Annotated in this window: 15 protein-coding genes; 12 read left to right on the plus strand and 3 right to left on the minus strand. The window is 60.7% G+C overall.

Annotated elements, in window-relative coordinates; all coding sequences use genetic code 11:
* Window positions 1–13: 13 nt before the first annotated feature.
* Both ispG and AAAX72_RS03115 read left to right on the plus strand, forming a co-directional pair.
* Complete coding sequence (gene ispG / locus AAAX72_RS03110) at window positions 14–1,096, plus strand: flavodoxin-dependent (E)-4-hydroxy-3-methylbut-2-enyl-diphosphate synthase (protein ID WP_349128984.1); 1,083 nt, start codon at window positions 14–16, stop codon at window positions 1,094–1,096.
* Window positions 1,097–1,108: 12 nt separating this feature from the next.
* On the plus strand, window positions 1,109–2,818 hold the full coding sequence (locus AAAX72_RS03115) for a proline--tRNA ligase (protein ID WP_349129039.1): 1,710 nt from the start codon (window positions 1,109–1,111) through the stop codon (window positions 2,816–2,818).
* Window positions 2,819–2,997: 179 nt separating this feature from the next.
* Here the strand turns inward: AAAX72_RS03115 and AAAX72_RS03120 are convergent, their stop codons facing one another.
* The 3 genes from AAAX72_RS03120 to rpmB all read right to left on the minus strand — a co-directional run bounded on the left by AAAX72_RS03120 (window position 2,998) and on the right by rpmB (window position 7,003).
* Complete coding sequence (locus tag AAAX72_RS03120; RefSeq protein ID WP_006236119.1) at window positions 2,998–3,762, minus strand: aminoglycoside phosphotransferase family protein; 765 nt, start codon at window positions 3,760–3,762, stop codon at window positions 2,998–3,000.
* Window positions 3,763–3,850: 88 nt separating this feature from the next.
* The gene (adhE, locus tag AAAX72_RS03125) at window positions 3,851–6,499 is read right to left on the minus strand and encodes a bifunctional acetaldehyde-CoA/alcohol dehydrogenase (RefSeq protein ID WP_152068224.1); all 2,649 of its coding nucleotides are present in this window, start codon (window positions 6,497–6,499) and stop codon (window positions 3,851–3,853) included.
* Window positions 6,500–6,814: 315 nt separating this feature from the next.
* On the minus strand, window positions 6,815–7,003 hold the full coding sequence (gene rpmB / locus AAAX72_RS03130) for a 50S ribosomal protein L28 (protein WP_022094725.1): 189 nt from the start codon (window positions 7,001–7,003) through the stop codon (window positions 6,815–6,817).
* A 451-nt stretch (window positions 7,004–7,454) separates the two neighbouring features.
* Between rpmB and pyrR the strand changes: the two genes are divergently transcribed.
* From pyrR to thiI, 10 genes are all read left to right on the plus strand, one after another.
* Window positions 7,455–8,039, plus strand: coding sequence for a bifunctional pyr operon transcriptional regulator/uracil phosphoribosyltransferase PyrR (pyrR, locus tag AAAX72_RS03135; RefSeq protein ID WP_117770320.1), 585 nt, complete (start codon window positions 7,455–7,457; stop codon window positions 8,037–8,039).
* A 4-nt stretch (window positions 8,040–8,043) separates the two neighbouring features.
* Entirely contained in the window at window positions 8,044–8,988 is a 945-nt protein-coding gene (locus AAAX72_RS03140) for an aspartate carbamoyltransferase catalytic subunit (protein ID WP_055285144.1), read from the plus strand.
* Entirely contained in the window at window positions 8,972–10,261 is a 1,290-nt protein-coding gene (locus tag AAAX72_RS03145) for a dihydroorotase (RefSeq protein ID WP_349128985.1), read from the plus strand. Before AAAX72_RS03140 ends, AAAX72_RS03145 begins: the two co-directional genes overlap by 17 nt.
* 116 nt (window positions 10,262–10,377) lie before the next feature.
* The gene (locus AAAX72_RS03150; protein WP_349129041.1) at window positions 10,378–11,145 is read left to right on the plus strand and encodes a dihydroorotate dehydrogenase electron transfer subunit; all 768 of its coding nucleotides are present in this window, start codon (window positions 10,378–10,380) and stop codon (window positions 11,143–11,145) included.
* 14 nt (window positions 11,146–11,159) lie between these two features.
* Window positions 11,160–12,068: a dihydroorotate dehydrogenase gene (locus tag AAAX72_RS03155; RefSeq protein ID WP_199411071.1), complete on the plus strand. Its 909-nt coding sequence runs from the start codon at window positions 11,160–11,162 to the stop codon at window positions 12,066–12,068.
* Entirely contained in the window at window positions 12,062–12,778 is a 717-nt protein-coding gene (gene pyrF / locus AAAX72_RS03160; protein WP_349128986.1) for an orotidine-5'-phosphate decarboxylase, read from the plus strand. Before AAAX72_RS03155 ends, pyrF begins: the two co-directional genes overlap by 7 nt.
* A gap of 239 nt (window positions 12,779–13,017) precedes the next feature.
* Window positions 13,018–13,326, plus strand: coding sequence for an integration host factor, actinobacterial type (mihF, locus tag AAAX72_RS03165; RefSeq protein ID WP_006236130.1), 309 nt, complete (start codon window positions 13,018–13,020; stop codon window positions 13,324–13,326).
* Window positions 13,327–13,896, plus strand: a complete 570-nt coding sequence (gene gmk, locus AAAX72_RS03170) for a guanylate kinase (RefSeq protein WP_349128988.1) — start codon at window positions 13,327–13,329, stop codon at window positions 13,894–13,896.
* 5 nt (window positions 13,897–13,901) lie between these two features.
* Window positions 13,902–14,183 carry a DNA-directed RNA polymerase subunit omega gene (locus tag AAAX72_RS03175; protein WP_035138532.1) on the plus strand — a complete coding sequence of 94 codons (282 nt, stop codon included), beginning with the start codon at window positions 13,902–13,904 and terminating at the stop codon, window positions 14,181–14,183.
* A complete protein-coding gene (gene thiI, locus AAAX72_RS03180; RefSeq protein WP_349091224.1) occupies window positions 14,184–15,428 on the plus strand; it encodes a tRNA uracil 4-sulfurtransferase ThiI in 1,245 nt (414 codons plus the stop codon).
* Window positions 15,429–15,502 lie beyond the last annotated feature (74 nt).

A 15,502-nucleotide genomic window follows, 5' to 3' on the forward strand; every position in this document is an offset into this window, starting at 1 on the left:
GGGAGTGTTTGGATTGTCTTTATCCCATCCTTTGCCTCGCGAGTTGACGCGCCCCGTGCATGTGGGCGGTGTTCAGATCGGTGGCGGCGCGCCGGTGGTGGTCCAATCCATGACCTGCACCGATACCGCTGACGCCCAGGCAACGCTTGCGCAAGTGTGCGCGTTGGCGCAGGCTGGCTGCGATATCGTGCGTGTGAGCGTGCCCACCGAGGCCGCGATTGAGGGTTTCCGCACCATCTGTGCCGAGTCTCCGGTGCCGATCGTCGCCGATATTCACTTTAAGCATAAGCTCGCCATCGGCGCCGTCGAGGCTGGTGCCGCCAAGCTTCGCATCAATCCCGGCAATATCGGCGATTGGGCTAAGGTCGACGCGGTGATTGATGCTGCGGGTGCTGCGGGCTGTGCGATTCGTATCGGCGTCAATGCCGGTTCGCTTGAGCAGGATATCGCCGAGCGCGATGACCTCACGCAGCCCGAAAAGCTCGTGATGTCGAGCGAGCGCTTCGTCAAGCACTTTGAGGACCGTGGTTTTACGAACATTGTGCTTTCCGCCAAGGCTCATAGCGTGTCCACGACGCTTGACACCTATCGTGCCCTGTCGCGCGAAATCCCCCATGTTCCGCTTCATTTGGGCGTGACTGAGGCCGGAACCAAGCTCCAGGGCACCATTAAGAGCTCTGTGGGCCTGGGAATTTTGCTTTCCGAGGGCATTGGCGACACCATGCGCGTCTCGCTCACGGCCGATCCGGTCGAGGAGCCGCCGGTCGCCTGGGGTATCCTGCAGTCGCTGGGTCTTCGCCGCCGTGGCCCCGAGATCGTATCGTGCCCCACGTGCGCTCGCTGCCAGGTCAACCTCATTCCTATCGCCGAGGAGGTCACTGAGCGGCTTAAGAACTACTCCGCACCGCTTTCGATTGCCGTGATGGGCTGTGCGGTCAATGGCCCAGGCGAGGCTTCTGACGCCGACTTGGGCGTTGCCTGCGGACGAGGTCAGGGCCTGCTCTTTTCGCACGGCCAAATCATTGGTAAAGTAGCTGAGGACCAAATTGTCGACGCGCTTATGGCCGAGGTCGACAAGCTTATTGAGGAGAAATAAATGACTCGAGCAATGTATATGTCTAAGCTGTATGCTCCGACGCTCAAAGAGGATCCGGCCGACGCCGAGCTTGCGAGCCATCGCCTGCTGCTTCGTGCCGGCATGATTCGCAAGGAGGCCGCCGGTCTCTATTCCTATCTGCCGCTTGCTTGGCGCTCGATTCGCAAGATCGAGAACATCGTGCGCGACGAGATGGACGCTGCCGGCGCCCAGGAGCTCATGATGCCCATCATGGTCGATGCCGAGCTGTGGCGTGAGTCCGGCCGTATCGATGCCTATGGCAAGGAGCTCGTGCGCTTTGATGACCGCCACGGACGCGAGTTCGTGCTCGGTCCCACGCACGAGGAGACCGTGACTGCCCTGGTGCGCAACGAGCTGCGTTCCTACAAGCAGCTGCCGGTGAATCTCTATCACATCCAGGATAAATTTCGCGACGAGTTCCGTCCCCGCTTTGGCCTGATGCGCGGTCGCGAGTTCATCATGAAGGACGCCTACAGCTTCTCTGCCACGCAGGAGAGCCTGCAGGAGGAGTACGACAAGATGAAGCAGGCCTACGCCAACATCTGCGAGCGCTGCTACATCAAGGCCCTGCCCGTTGTCGCCGACTCCGGTGAGATCGGCGGCGATACCTCCGTCGAGTACATGGCGCTGGCCGACGCCGGCGAGGCTTCGCTGGTCTACTGCGACGATTGCGGCTTTGCTGCCGATGACGAGGCTGCAAGCACCAAGGTCGTTGTGACCGAGGGCCCCGGCGACGGCACACTCACCAAGGTCAAGACTCCGGGCATGGGCACCATCGAGGCTGTTGCCAAGTTCTTTGGGTTCCCCGAGAACGGCACGCGCAAGTCCCTGGCTCTCATTGACGCCGAGGGTAAGCCGGTTGTGGCTATCGTTCCGGGCGATCACGAGCTCAACGACTGCAAGGCTGAGCACGTCTTTGGCAAGGGCTATCGCATGATGACCGATGAGGAGCTCCAGACCTACGGTCTGCATAAGGGCTTTATCGGACCGGTTAACCTAGCCGAGGGTATTCGCCTGGTCTGCGATGAGAGCCTGCGTGAGTCCAAGCAGTGGGCCTGCGGTGCCAACGAGGTCGATTATCACTTTACCGGCGCCTGCCCCGAGCGCGACTTTACCGTCGACGAGTGGGCCGACCTGGTGACCGTCGTTGCCGGCGATCCCTGCCCGCACTGCGGTAAGCCGCTCTCCGCTGCCCGCGGTATCGAGGTCTCTCAGGTCTTCCAGCTGGGCACTAAGTATTCCGAGGCCATGGGCGCCACCTTTATGGACGAGGATGGCAAGGAGAAGCCGCTCATCATGGGCTGCTACGGCGTTGGTGTGTCCCGCTCGCTTGCTGCGGTCGTGGAGCAGCACAACGACGAGCACGGTATCGTATGGCCGGTCTCCGTTGCCCCGTACGAGGTCGCGGTGATTCCGCTCGACCCCAAGAAGGAGGAGTGCGCTACCGTCTGCGACCAAATCGTCGAGGGTCTGTGCGCCGAGGGTATCGAGGTTGTCGTCGATGACCGTGACGAGCGTCCCGGCTTTAAGTTTGCCGACAACGACCTTATGGGCTTCCCGTATCAGGTCGTTCTGGGCAAGCGCGGCCTCAAGAATGGCACGGTGGAGCTCAAGGACCGTGCTACCGGCGAGCGTGAGGACGTGGCGATTGACGAGGTCGTCGCCAAGGTTGCCGAGCTGGTGAAGGCAGCACGCCGTTAATCTACGATTTCGCTTGTAGTTCGATATGCGGGACGGCCTCGCATTTCTCCAGATTGGGGAGATGCGAGGCCGCCCTTTTATCTTGCCGTCGTGCTCAATCGCTAAAAGAAAAACCCCACAGCCCATATGAGCTGCGGGGTTTTCTTTGTGCCTCCGATGCGAAATAAATCGCTCAGATATTACTGATAATCGACGACGTCGATCCAGTTCTTCAGGAACTCATCGTTCACGTTGCGCTTACGAGCGAGCTCGGAAGCGGCGACGATGCTCGTCCACTGACGCACGACCTGCATGGGCATGTCGGCGCGGTCGCAGTAGAGCTCCAGGTAGGCCTCGGCCTGGTCCTTGCTGTTGAGGGCAAAGAGCAGGTAGGTGGTGGCAACGTCGGCAGCAGGGGAGCCCTGGGTAGCGTGTGCCCAGTCGCACACATAGAGCTGGCCGTCGTCGCCGACGATGACGTTGGAGGGGTTGAAGTCGCCGTGGCAGACCTTGAACTCCTTGGTCATGCCGTCCAGACGCTCCTGAAGGTTGTAGCGCGTGGTGGCATTGAGCTGATCAAGGCTGTCGATCATGCGGGCGAACTTGTCGCGCTGACGGTTAAGCAGCGGGGAGGTGTAGCCGTGGATCTCGATCTGGAGGTCGACGAACATCTCGAGGTACTCACCAAAGCGCTGGGGCTCGGCAGTCATCTTCTCGGCAAGGGTAGTGCCCGGAACCTTCTCGGTCACGAGCGCCCAGCCGTTGGCGTTCTCGAGCTGGGAAACCTCGAGAGCCTTGGGGCTGCGGATGCCGCACTCATTGATGCGGGCAAGATTCAAAGCCTCGTTGAACACGTCGGAGACGGGCTTGGTCTCGTTAAAGACCTTGACGATCTTGTCGCCCAGGTCGTAAACGACCTTGTTGCCACGGCGGACGAGCTCGGTCTTGGAATCGGGTAGCAGCATGGTTGCATCCTTTCAACGATGCGATAGAAGCGACGGCGGGGGTGTGTGAAACACCCGTGCACCCCCGCCGTTAAAAACCGTGCTAAAACTAGCAGACGGCGTAGTCCTGAGGCTCGCGGCCGTAGTAGGCGTCAAGGTAGAGCTCCTTGATCTCGCTCATCAGCGGGTAACGGGGGTTAGCGCCGGTGCACTGGTCGTTGAATGCCTGCTCGGTCATCTCGTCGAGGGTGTCGAGGAAGTACTTCTCGTCAACGCCGTACTCAGCGATGGTGTGCTTGACACCGATGAAGTCGCAGAGCTCGGTGAGCTTGGTGATGAAGTTCTCGAAGACCTCACGGTCGTCCTTGCCGTCGATGCCGCAGTAACGAGCCATCTCGGCGTAGTTGTGCAGCGCGTTGGGGTAAGGATACTGAGAGAAGGTTCCCATCTTGACAGGAGCCTCGGCGGCGTTGTAACGCATGACGCGGGTCAGGATGACTGCGTTTGCGAGGCCGTGGGGCAGATGGTGGAAAGCGCCGAGCTTGTGGGCCATGGAGTGGTTGAGGCCCAGGAAGGCGTTACCGAATGCCATACCGGCCATGCAGGATGCGTTGTGCATCTCCTCGCGAGCGTGCGGATCCTTGGCACCGTTGGTGAAGGAGCTCGGGAGGTTCTCGAAGACGAGCTTTGCGGCGCGCTCGGAGAGGCCCTTGGTGTAATCGGAAGCCATGATGGAGACGTAGGACTCGATGGCGTGGGTCATGACGTCAATACCGGAAGCTGCGGTGAGGCCCTTCGGGGCGGTCATGCAGTTGTCAGCGTCGACGATTGCCATGTTGGGGAGCAGCGCGTAGTCGGCGAGCGGCCACTTGATGCCGGTCTCCTTGTCGGTGATGATGGCGAACGGCGTGCACTCGGAGCCAGTGCCCGAAGAGGTCGGGACGGCGACGAAGTAAGCCTTCTTGCCCATCTCGGGGAAGGTGAAGATACGCTTGCGGATGTCCATGAAGTCCATGGCCATGTCCTCGAAGTTCGCCTCGGGGTGCTCGTACATCATCCACATAATCTTGCCGGCGTCCATTGCGGAACCGCCGCCAACGGCGATGATGACATCCGGCTCGAAGAGCGTCATCTGCTTGGCGCCGCGACGTGCGCACTGCAGGGAGGGATCGGGCTCAACGTCGTAGAAGCAGTCGTGAGCGATGCCCATCTCATCGAGCTTGGCCTCGATGGCACGCGTGTTGCCATTCTTGAAGAGGAACTGGTCGGTAACGATGAAGGCGCGCTTCTTGCCCATTACGGTGCCGAGCTCGTCGAGTGCGACGGGCGTGCAGCCCTTCTTGAAGTAGACCTTCTCGGGTGCGCGGAACCACAGCATGTTCTCGCGGCGCTCTGCCACGGTCTTGACGTTGATCAAGTGCTTCACCCCAACGTTCTCGGAGACGGAGTTGCCACCCCAGGAGCCGCAGCCCAGGGTTAGAGACGGCTTCATGCCGAAGTTGTAGAGGTCACCGATGCCGCCGTGCGAGGACGGGGTGTTGATGACGATGCGGCAGGCCTTCATGACGTGCTGGAACTTAGCGATCTTCTCGCTCTGTGCCGGGTGCACGTAGAGAGAGGCGGTGTGGCCCGGGCCACCTGCGAGGACGAGGTGCTCTGCCTTGTCAACGGCCTCCTGGAAGTCACTGGCGTGATACATAGCGAGGACCGGGGAGAGCTTCTCGTGGGAGAACTCTTCCTTCTCGGGATCGGTGGAGGTGACCTCGGCGATCAGGATCTTGGTCTTGGCGGGAACCTCGATGCCGGCGAGCTCGGCGATCTTGGCGGCAGCCATGCCGGGGATGCGGTGATCGAGAGCGCCGTTCTTGAACATGGCGGCACGCAGGGCCTCCATCTCGGCACCCTGCTTGACGAAGTAGCAGCCGCGCTTCTGGAACTCGGCCTTGACCTGGTCATAGATGGTGTCGATGACGGTCACGGACTGCTCGGAAGCGCAGATCATGCCGTTGTCGAAGGTCTTGGAGTGGATGATGGAGTTGACGGCGAGCTTGATGTCCGCGGTATCGTCGATGATGACCGGGGTGTTGCCGGCGCCGACGCCGAGTGCGGGCTTACCGGAGGAGTAAGCAGCCTTGACCATGCCCGGGCCACCGGTTGCGAGAATGATGTCGACGTCGCGCATGACCATGTTGGTCAGCTCGATGGACGGCTTGTCGACCCAGCCGATGATGCCCTCAGGAGCACCGGCCTTGACAGCTGCGTCGAGAACGAGCTTGGCGGCGGCGATGGTGCACTTGGCGGCTGCCGGGTGCGGGGAGATGATGATGGCGTTACGGGTCTTCAGGCAGATGAGCGTCTTGAAGATGGCCGTGGAGGTCGGGTTGGTGGTCGGGATGACAGCGCCAACGATACCGATCGGCTCGGCGACCTTGGTGATGCCGTAAGCGTCGTCGCGCTCGATGACACCGCAGGTCTTGGTGTTCTTGTAAGCGTTGTAGATGTACTCAGCGGCGTAGTGGTTCTTGATGACCTTGTCCTCGAGAACGCCACGGCCGGTCTCCTCGATGGCGAGCTTGGCCAAAGGAATACGAGCCTTGTTGGCGGCCATAGCAGCCTCGTAGAAGATCTTGTCTACCTGCTCCTGAGTGTACTCAGCGAATTTAGCCTGGGCCTCACGCATAGATTTGAGTTTGGCCTCAAGCGCCTCCACGTTGTCCACGATGGCGGGAGTAGTGTTTTCCGGTGACTTTTTCACCATTTGTGTCTCCTTGCGATCGGAGATTTACCCTACAAGATGCATGATAGCAAGAAATAATTCGGTGAACGGGCAGATTCCCGTAAAAGACAAACTAAAACGCTTCAATCAAATGAACCGTTTCAACTAAATCTATCTGCCCTGCGCATCGCCCCGCTCATTGGGGACAGACTTACATGAGTGCTTTCACTCATGTAAGTCTGTCCCCAATGAGTACAAAAAGGCGCCCTCCGTAGGGGAGGGCGCCTTTGCTAAGTTCTATGTGAACGCGAGGTCTTTGGCCCGGAGAGTCCGAGGTACTTGTTGGTAAGACCTTATTTAGGAGCGCGCAACCTTGCCGGACTTGAGGCAGGTGGAGCAAACGTTCATCTTGCGACGGTGACCATCGACGACGACGTAGACGCGCTGGATGTTGGGGCGGAACTTACGGTTGGTGACGCGGTGAGAGTGGCTGATGGAGCGACCGGCAACGGGGTGCTTACCGCAAACTTCGCAAACTTTGGACATAACTGACCCTCCTTGGGCGACAAACGAACATGTCGCGTTAACAAACAAGCCTGAACTATAGCACAGAAGTCGCTCCCTGTGCGCAATCTACACAGAGATATTCCTCTTTTGGCGATAGTGCCCACGCCACGGCCCTGGACGTAGATCCGATTTGCGTGCAGCAGAGGGGATTATGCCAGCTCGTGCGTGCGTTTTCAAGCTCGTCCCACAAATATATATAGGTTTATTGGGCTTTGGGCTCCGTTTACGGATTGCTCTGTATTTATGCTCGCAATTAAGCTCGAGGTTGGCTACACTATCCCTTGACCATTAAAGGGGTACGAGATACCCACATGGAATTACATAGCTGCCAAAGAGCAGCCCTTCCTGTGGGTGTCTGGTCCGCTTTAAGCGGTCGGGCATCTATTTTTTTGACTGTGTCAGCAGTCAAGACATGTGAGGAAGGAGATCGATGGGCACGACTTCCCCCAAGGCGGTCATCATGGACGAGACCGCCGTCAATCGAGCGATGACCCGCATCGCGCACGAGATTCTCGAGCGCAACGAGGGCTGTGAAGACCTCGCTCTGGTCGGCATCGTCACGCGCGGCGACCTTCTGGCAAAGAAGCTCGCCGAGGAGATCAAGGAGATCGAGGGCGTCGAAGTTCCGCTCGGCAGCCTCGACATCAGCTTCTACCGCGATGACTATGCGACCAATTTCGCTCCCGCGATCCACGCCACCAACATTCCCTTTAGCGTCGACGGCAAGCGCGTCGTGCTGGTGGACGACATCCTGTATACGGGCCGTACCATCCGCGCCGCTCTCGACGCCGTCATGGACCTGGGCCGTCCGAGTCGCATTGAGTTGGCAGTCCTCGTTGACCGCGGCCACCGCGAGCTCCCCATCTCGCCGGACTTTGTCGGCAAGAACGTTCCCTCGTCGCATGAGGAGAACGTGCATCTATATATGAAGGAAGTCGACGGCCACACCGCCGTCGAGATCAACGACGTCGCGCCGGGCTCCCACGTGGGTTCTGCGCCGCTGGGAGGTGAGTAGTACCGTGGCGTTCAACCATAAGCACCTGATCGACATTACCGAGTACTCCGAAGAGGACATCAAGCTCATCCTCGAGACCGCCAAGGCGTTCTCCGAGGTCAACGAGCGTGCGATCAAGAAGGTCCCCACGCTCAAGGGTAAGACCATCGTCAACATGTTCAACGAGCCCTCGACGCGCACCCGTAGCTCCTTCGAGCTCGCCGAGAAGCGTCTTTCGGCCGACAGCCTCAACTTTGGCGGCTCTTCGACCTCCACGGTCAAGGGCGAGAGCCTCGTCGACACCGTCGAGACCCTCAACGCCTACAAGATCGACTGCATCGTCGTGCGCGATAAGCACGCCGGTGCTCCCTACATCGTCACGCAGAACTCGCCCGCGAGCGTCATCTGCGCCGGCGACGGCAAGCACAACCATCCCACGCAGGCTCTTCTCGACCTGTACACCATCTGGGAGCACAAGGGTGACTTCCACGGTCTGAAGGTCGCCGTCGTCGGCGATATCTCACACTCCCGTGTCTGCGGCTCGCTGATTCCCGCCCTTAAGATCATGGGCTGCGAGACCTACGCCGTCGCCCCCGGCACGCTGCTGCCGCCGGCGCCCGAGGTCCTGGGCTGCGACCACGTGACGAGCGACCTCGATTCCGTCCTGCCCGAGCTGGACGTCGTCTACATGCTGCGCGTGCAGCAGGAGCGCCTCGAGGGTGCCCCGTTCCCGACCATTCGCGAGTATCACAAACTCTTCGGCCTGACCAAGGACCGCGAGAAGCTCATGAAGCCCGACGCGATTATCTGCCACCCGGGCCCCATCAACCGTGGCGTCGAGTTCGACTCCTATATGGCCGACCACCCGCAACGCTCCGTCATCCTGGAGCAGGTCTACGCCGGTATCTGCGTGCGTATGGCTATCCTGTATCTGCTGCTTGGAGGTGCCGATAATGGCCTTGCTTCTTAAGAATGCCCACGTCGTCGACCCGTCCGTCGAGCTTGACGGTGTCGTTGACGTCCTGATTGACGGCGATAAGATCGCCGAGGTCGGCGAGAATCTCGCTGCCGAGGGAGCCGAGGTCCGCGACCTTTCCGGCAAGTACCTCGTCCCCGGCCTGGTGGATATGCACGTTCACCTTCGCGAGCCCGGCTACGAGGTCAAAGAGGACATCGAGAGCGGCACCCGCGCAGCTGCCAAGGGCGGCTTTACCGGCGTGTGCGCCATGCCCAACACCGATCCCGTCACCGATAACGGCACCGTCGTGGAGTTCGTCAAGTCCCGCGCTGCCGAGGTTGGTCACTGCCGCGTCTATCCGTCGGGCGCCATGACCCGCGGTCTTAAGGGCGAGGCCATGTCCGAGATGGGCGATATGGTCGCCCACGGCGCCGTCGCCTTCACCGACGACGGTCGCGGCGTGCAGGGCGCGGGTATGCTCCGTCGTTGCATGGACTACGGCAAGATGTTCGGCAAGGTCTTTATGAGCCACTGCCAGGACGAGGACCTGGTCGGCCACGGCCAGATCAACGAGGGCAAGGTCTCGACCCGTCTGGCTCTCGAGGGTTGGCCGGCTGCCGGCGAGGAGCTCCAGATCGCCCGCGACATCGAGATCGCCAAGCTGACTGGTGCCAAGCTGCACATCCAGCACATCTCCACCGCCCATGGCCTGGAGATCGTGCGTGCCGGTAAGGCCGCTGGCGTTCAGGTTACCTGCGAGGCCACCCCGCATCACATGTTCCTGACCGAGAACGACCTGGACGAGACCTACAACACCTCGCTTAAGGTCAATCCGCCGCTGCGTACCGAGGAGGATGCCGAGGCCATCCGTCAGGGCGTCATCGACGGCACCGTCGATGTTATCGTCACCGATCACGCTCCTCACACCCCGTGGGAGAAGGCCCGTGAGTTCGAGCTTGCGCCCTTTGGTATGATCGGCCTCGAGACCTCGCTGTCGCTCGTACTCACCGAGCTGGTCAACACGGGCAAGATGAGCATGGGCCGCATGGTCGAGCTCATGGCCATCAAGCCGCGTGAGATCCTGGGTCTCGACCAGGTTCAGGTCAAGGCGGGCTCCGTTGCCGACCTGACCGTGTTCGACCCCTCCGCAACCTGGACGGTTGGCGAGGACGGTTACGAGTCGCGCGCCGAGAACTCCGGTTTTGCCGGCCGCACGCTCACCGGCCGTGCCACCGATGTGTTCGTCGGCGGTAAGCAGACGCTTGCCGACGGCTGCATCTGCTAGCATAGCCTTATCGCTTTTGTGCGCGGCGCCCTTGCGGTGCCGCGCTTTCTATTAGTTTGGACCATGCAACCGCATGGGGGATTGGAGCGTCTATGCCCACACCTTCCACTGCACGCATGCACGACTTCGAGGTCGTCTCGAACCGGGAGATTGCCGACGGCATCTTCTCGCTCGTCATCTCGGCCCCCAAGCTTGCAAGTGCGCTCAAGCCCGGTCAGTTTGTGAACATCGCCGTACCCGGCGATGCGTCCTCGCTGCTTCGCGTGCCCCTGAGCTACTACCGCGCCGACGCCGAGGCCGGCACCGTCGAGCTGTGGTACGCCGTCGTGGGCGACGATACCCGTCGTTTGTCCCAGATGGGCCCTGGCTCCACCTCTAACCTGCTGGGCCCCGGTGGCCGTGGCTGGATGGTACCCGAGGGCACCAGGAAGGCCCTGCTCGTCGCCGGTGGCATCGGTGTTCCGCCCGTGCTGTGCCTTGCCGACAAGCTTGCCGAGCAGGGTGTGGCCGTCGACGTGTGCCTGGGCTTTGGCACCGCGTCCAAGGCCGTGGGCGTCGATGAGTTCCGCGCGCTGTGCGATACGGTTAACGTGTGCACCGATGATGGCACGCTGGGCACGCACGGTTTTTGCACCGACCCGGCAGCCGAGCTGCTCGGCGAGGGCGGCTACGACTACGTCGCTAGCTGCGGCCCCGCCGTCATGATGAAGAAAGTCTCCGCCGCTGCCGCCGAGGCCGGTGCGTACTGCGAGGTGTCGCTCGAGCGCATGATGAGCTGTGGCTTTGGCGCCTGCAACACCTGCAATGTCGAGACGGTTGACGGTATGAAGGGCGCCTGCATGTGCGGCCCCGTGTTCGATGCTTCCAAGGTGGTGGTCTTCTAGTGGGTACCGTGAACATGGCCGTCGATTTCGGCGGCGTCAAGATGCAGAACCCCATCAACACCGCAGCCGGTACTTTTGGTTACGGTTGGCAGTTCCAGAACTTCTTTGATGTTTCCCAGCTGGGCGCCATCACCACCAAGGGTTGCGCTGCCGAGCCCTGGCCCGGCAACCCCGCGCCCCGCATGGCCGAGATCCCCGGCGGTATGATCAACTCCGTGGGCCTTCAGAACCCCGGCGTGGCCGCCTTTGCCCGCGAGTCCGGTCCGTGGCTCGAACAGCTGTCCAAGGACGGCTGCCAGGTCATCTGTCAGGTTGCCGGCCACTCCGTTGACGAGTTTGTCCGCGCGCTCGAGATGTATGTCGAGCTGTGCCCCTGGGCTGCCGGCTACGAGATCAACGTGAGCTGCCCCAATATTGCCGCCGGCGGTGCTGCCATGGGCTCCTCGCCCGAGGGCGCTTCTGCCGTTATGGCTGCCTGCCGTAAGGTGACCGATAAACCGCTGTTCGTAAAGATGGCTCCGGTTAATGTCGCCGAGATTGCCAAGGCGCTCGAGGCCGCTGGAGCCGACGGCCTTTCGGTCATTAACTCCATCCAGGGCATGGCCATCGACGTCCATACCCGTAAGTCCCGCGTGGCCAAGCCCAAGGGCGGCCTTTCGGGCCCGCTGTGTCACCACATCGCCGTGCGCATGGTCTGGGAGGTTGCCCAGGCCGTCGATATCCCCATCAACGGTGTCGGCGGTGTCATGACCGGTGAGGATGCGGCTGAGTTTATCCTGGCTGGCGCTACCTGCGTGTCGGTCGGCATGGCCAACTTCGTCGACCCGTGCGCTTCGCTCAAGATCGCGCACGAGCTCGAGGCCTGGGCGGAGTCTCAGGGCGTGAAGGACATCAACGAGCTGGTAGGTGCTTTCGAATGCTAGAGACCGATGCCCGCGACCGCGTTATCGTCGCCCTCGACTGCGACCGTGAGCGTGCGCTCGAGCTCGCCCACGAGCTTTCGGGCCATGCCGCATGGCTCAAGGTGGGTATGACGCTCTATTACGCCGAGGGTCCCCAGATCGTCAAGACCTTTAAGGACCTGGGCTTTAAGGTCTTCCTCGACCTTAAGTTCCACGACATTCCGCATCAGGTGCGCGGCGCTGCCCGCTCGGCCTCGTTTGCCGGTGCCGACCTGCTTTCGGTCCACGGCCTGGGCTCGGGCGCCATGCTCGCTGCCTGCCGCGAGGGTGCCGAGGAGGCGCGCGAGGACCGCGCCAAGCTCGTCGCCATCACCGTGCTCACGAGCATGAATCAGGATGCCTTGAGCGAGATCGGCGTCGAGTCGCCCGTGGCCGAGGAGGCCGCCCGCCTGGCAAAGCTCGCTCAGGCCAACGGCATCGATGGCATCGTGTGCTCGCCGATGGAGGCTCACGACATGCGTGAGCTGCTGGGTCCTGATGCCCTGATCGTGACCCCGGGCGTGCGTCCAGTGGGCGCGGCCCTGGGCGATCAGTCCCGTGTTGCCACGCCTTCTCAGGCTATCGAGCGCGGCGCGAGCCATATCGTGGTGGGCCGTCCCATCACCGGTGCTGACGACCCGGTTGCCGCTTTTGACGCCATTGTCGCCGAGCTGGTCGAAAACGTCGCGTAAAAGATTTCCTTAAGTCACCACTTTTGAGTGCCATTAGCACAAATTAGCCCCCGTGCCTGCGAAAACTTTCCCATCTATTGTGTGGAATCGTGGGTCGGGGGCTTAACTTTGCCACCGATATATTGCACTTTTTGCAGGTATCGTCTAACCTATGGAGCCGCGATTGGGCATTTTGTACGTTCTACGTGCTAAAATGCCAATTATTGAATCAGATATAACCCAACTATTTGGAGGTACGAATGGCACTCCCTCAGCTTACCGATGAGCAGCGCAAGCAGGCTCTTGAGAAGGCTGCTGCCGCACGTCACGCTCGCGCTGAGCTTCGCGAGCAGATCAAGAAGGGCGAGAAGTCCCTCGAGTCCGTGCTCAACTCCGATGATCCCATCGCTTCCCGCATGAAGGTTTCCACTCTCATCGAGTCTCTCCCTGGTTATGGCAAGGCCAAGGCCGCCAAGATCATGGAGGAGCTCGGTATCTCCGCTACCCGTCGCGTCCAGGGCCTCGGCGTCCGTCAGCGCGAGCAGCTCCTCGAGCAGCTGACCAAATAAGTGAGCGCTCAGGATTCCAAGCTCTTTGTGATTTCTGGGCCGTCAGGCGCAGGGAAGGGTACGCTCGTCACTCGTGTGCGCGAGCGCCGCTCGAACCTGGGCCTGACGGTTTCGGCTACCACGCGAGCACCACGCAAAGGTGAGGTCGACGGCGTCAACTACTTTTTTCTGACGCGCGAGGAGTTCGACCGCCGCGTGGCAAACGGCGAGTTTGTTGAGTGGGCCGAGGTCCACGGTAACTGCTACGGCACGTTGGTGAGCGAGGTCACATCCAAGCTCGCCTCGGGCGCTTCTCTGATTTTGGAGATCGATGTCCAGGGCGCCCTGCAGGTGAAGGAGCGTTTCCCCGAGGCCGTGCTGATCTTTATCAAGCCGCCTTCGCTTGAGGTGCTCCGCGAGCGTCTAGTCGGTCGCGGTACCGAGACGCCCGAGACGATTGAGCTGCGTATGGCAAACGCCGCCGATGAGCTTGCCCTTGCCGACCGCTACGACGACGTCGTGGTAAATGACGATCTCGACCGCGCGACCGATAAGCTCGTTCGCGTTCTCGATATGCATGAAAGGATCTGAGGTCCGTGTCCGTTGTAAAGCCTTGCATTGACGATCTTCTGGAGAAGACCGATCACAACCGCTTCCTGCTCGCTTCGCTTGCCTCCAAGCGCGCCTGCGACATCAATAGCATGCTGCGTGGCCAGCACAACCGCGTGCTTGCCGTCCAGGATGTCGATGACATCACCATCGGGCTTTCTGGTGCCGACACCATCTCGATGGCTATGGACGAGATTGTCGACGGCGACATCTCTTACGACGAGGCCCGTTACGAGAAGGCGCTCGGCCACAAGGTTGCTGAAGCCTAAATGGCGGCTCGCGTCTGCCTGGTCCACTATCACGAGGTTGGACTGAAGGGTAAGAACCGCGCACATTTTGAGCATATCCTCATGGATAACATCAAGGCGGCCTTGGCCGCCTTTTCCGTGAATGCCGTGTCTCGAATTTCCGGTTATATCCTCGTGACCTTTAACGAGCATCAGGCCGACGAGGCGGCGCGTGTCATTCGCACCGTTCCCGGCGTTGCTCGCGTGTCTTTGGCGTATCACACCAATCGCGACCCTCAGGAGTACTGTGCCGCCGCCGTGAAGGCGCTGCGCGAGTTTGGTTCCTTCGATTCGTTTAAGGTGCACGCCAAGCGCTCCAATACCGACTATGAGCTCACCTCGATTGACATCAACCGTCAGGTGGGCGAGGTGTTGTGTGAGGCCTTCCCCGATAAAAAGGTTCAAATGCACGACCCCGATGCGATGGTGCACGTACTGGTGGTCCAGGGTAGCGTTTATGTGTACGCGCGCTCCGAGCGCGGCGTGGGCGGTCTGCCGGTGGGATCTGCCGGCAAGGTCGTGACGCTGCTGTCGTCGGGCATCGATTCTCCGGTAGCGACCTGGATGCTCGCGCGTCGCGGCGCGGTGTGCGTGCCGGTACATTTCTCCGGTCGTCCGCAGACGCCCGACACGAGCGAGTATTTGGTGCAGGACATCATCCGTGCGCTTGAGCCGGGTGTCCAGATCGGCCGCCTGTACGTGGTGCCGTTTGGCGACTGCCAGCGTGAGATTTCGGTCACCTGTCCCAGCAACCTGCGCGTGATCATGTATCGCCGCATTATGTATTCGGTTGCCGAGCGCATTGCACACATCGAGGGCGCCAAGGCCATCGTGACGGGCGAATCGCTTGGACAGGTTGCCTCCCAAACGCTTGAGAATATCATGGCCGTTAACGAGGCCGTGAAGATCCCCGTGTTCCGCCCTCTCATCGGTTCTGACAAGCAGGAGATCATCGCGCGCGCCGAGGAGATCGGTACGTTTGATATCTCGACTGAGGCCGCTCCCGACTGCTGCACGCTGTTTATGCCGCGCCGTCCCGAGACGCACGCTAAACTCGATGCCGTGCATGAGGCCTGGGAGTTGTTCGATCACGAGGAGATGATTGAGCGCCTGCTCAAGCAGACCGAGTACATCGATTTTGAGAGCAACACGTATAAGGCCCCTAAGACCTTAAAACGCAAACATTCGGAGCTTTCTCCGCGTGAGATTTACCAAGATCACGAGTAAATTTGTGCATAGACCGACGATGCGCTTGCATCGTCGGTCTTTTGCTATCTGGGCATTTTGCGGCTAAGTGTTCA

The organism is Collinsella sp. CLA-ER-H8 (genome assembly GCF_040092335.1).
Classification (GTDB): Bacteria; Actinomycetota; Coriobacteriia; order Coriobacteriales; family Coriobacteriaceae; genus Collinsella.

Coding starts and splice junctions, on each gene's coding strand:
- pyrR (WP_117770320.1), top strand. CDS start 7,455: ATGGGCACGACTTCCCCCAAGGCGGTCATCATGGACGAGACCGCCGTC.
- AAAX72_RS03150 (WP_349129041.1), top strand. CDS start 10,378: ATGCACGACTTCGAGGTCGTCTCGAACCGGGAGATTGCCGACGGCATC.
- AAAX72_RS03115 (WP_349129039.1), top strand. CDS start 1,109: ATGTATATGTCTAAGCTGTATGCTCCGACGCTCAAAGAGGATCCGGCC.
- mihF (WP_006236130.1), top strand. CDS start 13,018: ATGGCACTCCCTCAGCTTACCGATGAGCAGCGCAAGCAGGCTCTTGAG.
- pyrF (WP_349128986.1), top strand. CDS start 12,062: ATGCTAGAGACCGATGCCCGCGACCGCGTTATCGTCGCCCTCGACTGC.
- AAAX72_RS03120 (WP_006236119.1), bottom strand. CDS start 3,762: ATGCTGCTACCCGATTCCAAGACCGAGCTCGTCCGCCGTGGCAACAAG.
- rpmB (WP_022094725.1), bottom strand. CDS start 7,003: ATGTCCAAAGTTTGCGAAGTTTGCGGTAAGCACCCCGTTGCCGGTCGC.
- adhE (WP_152068224.1), bottom strand. CDS start 6,499: ATGGTGAAAAAGTCACCGGAAAACACTACTCCCGCCATCGTGGACAAC.
- thiI (WP_349091224.1), top strand. CDS start 14,184: ATGGCGGCTCGCGTCTGCCTGGTCCACTATCACGAGGTTGGACTGAAG.
- AAAX72_RS03155 (WP_199411071.1), top strand. CDS start 11,160: ATGGCCGTCGATTTCGGCGGCGTCAAGATGCAGAACCCCATCAACACC.
- AAAX72_RS03145 (WP_349128985.1), top strand. CDS start 8,972: ATGGCCTTGCTTCTTAAGAATGCCCACGTCGTCGACCCGTCCGTCGAG.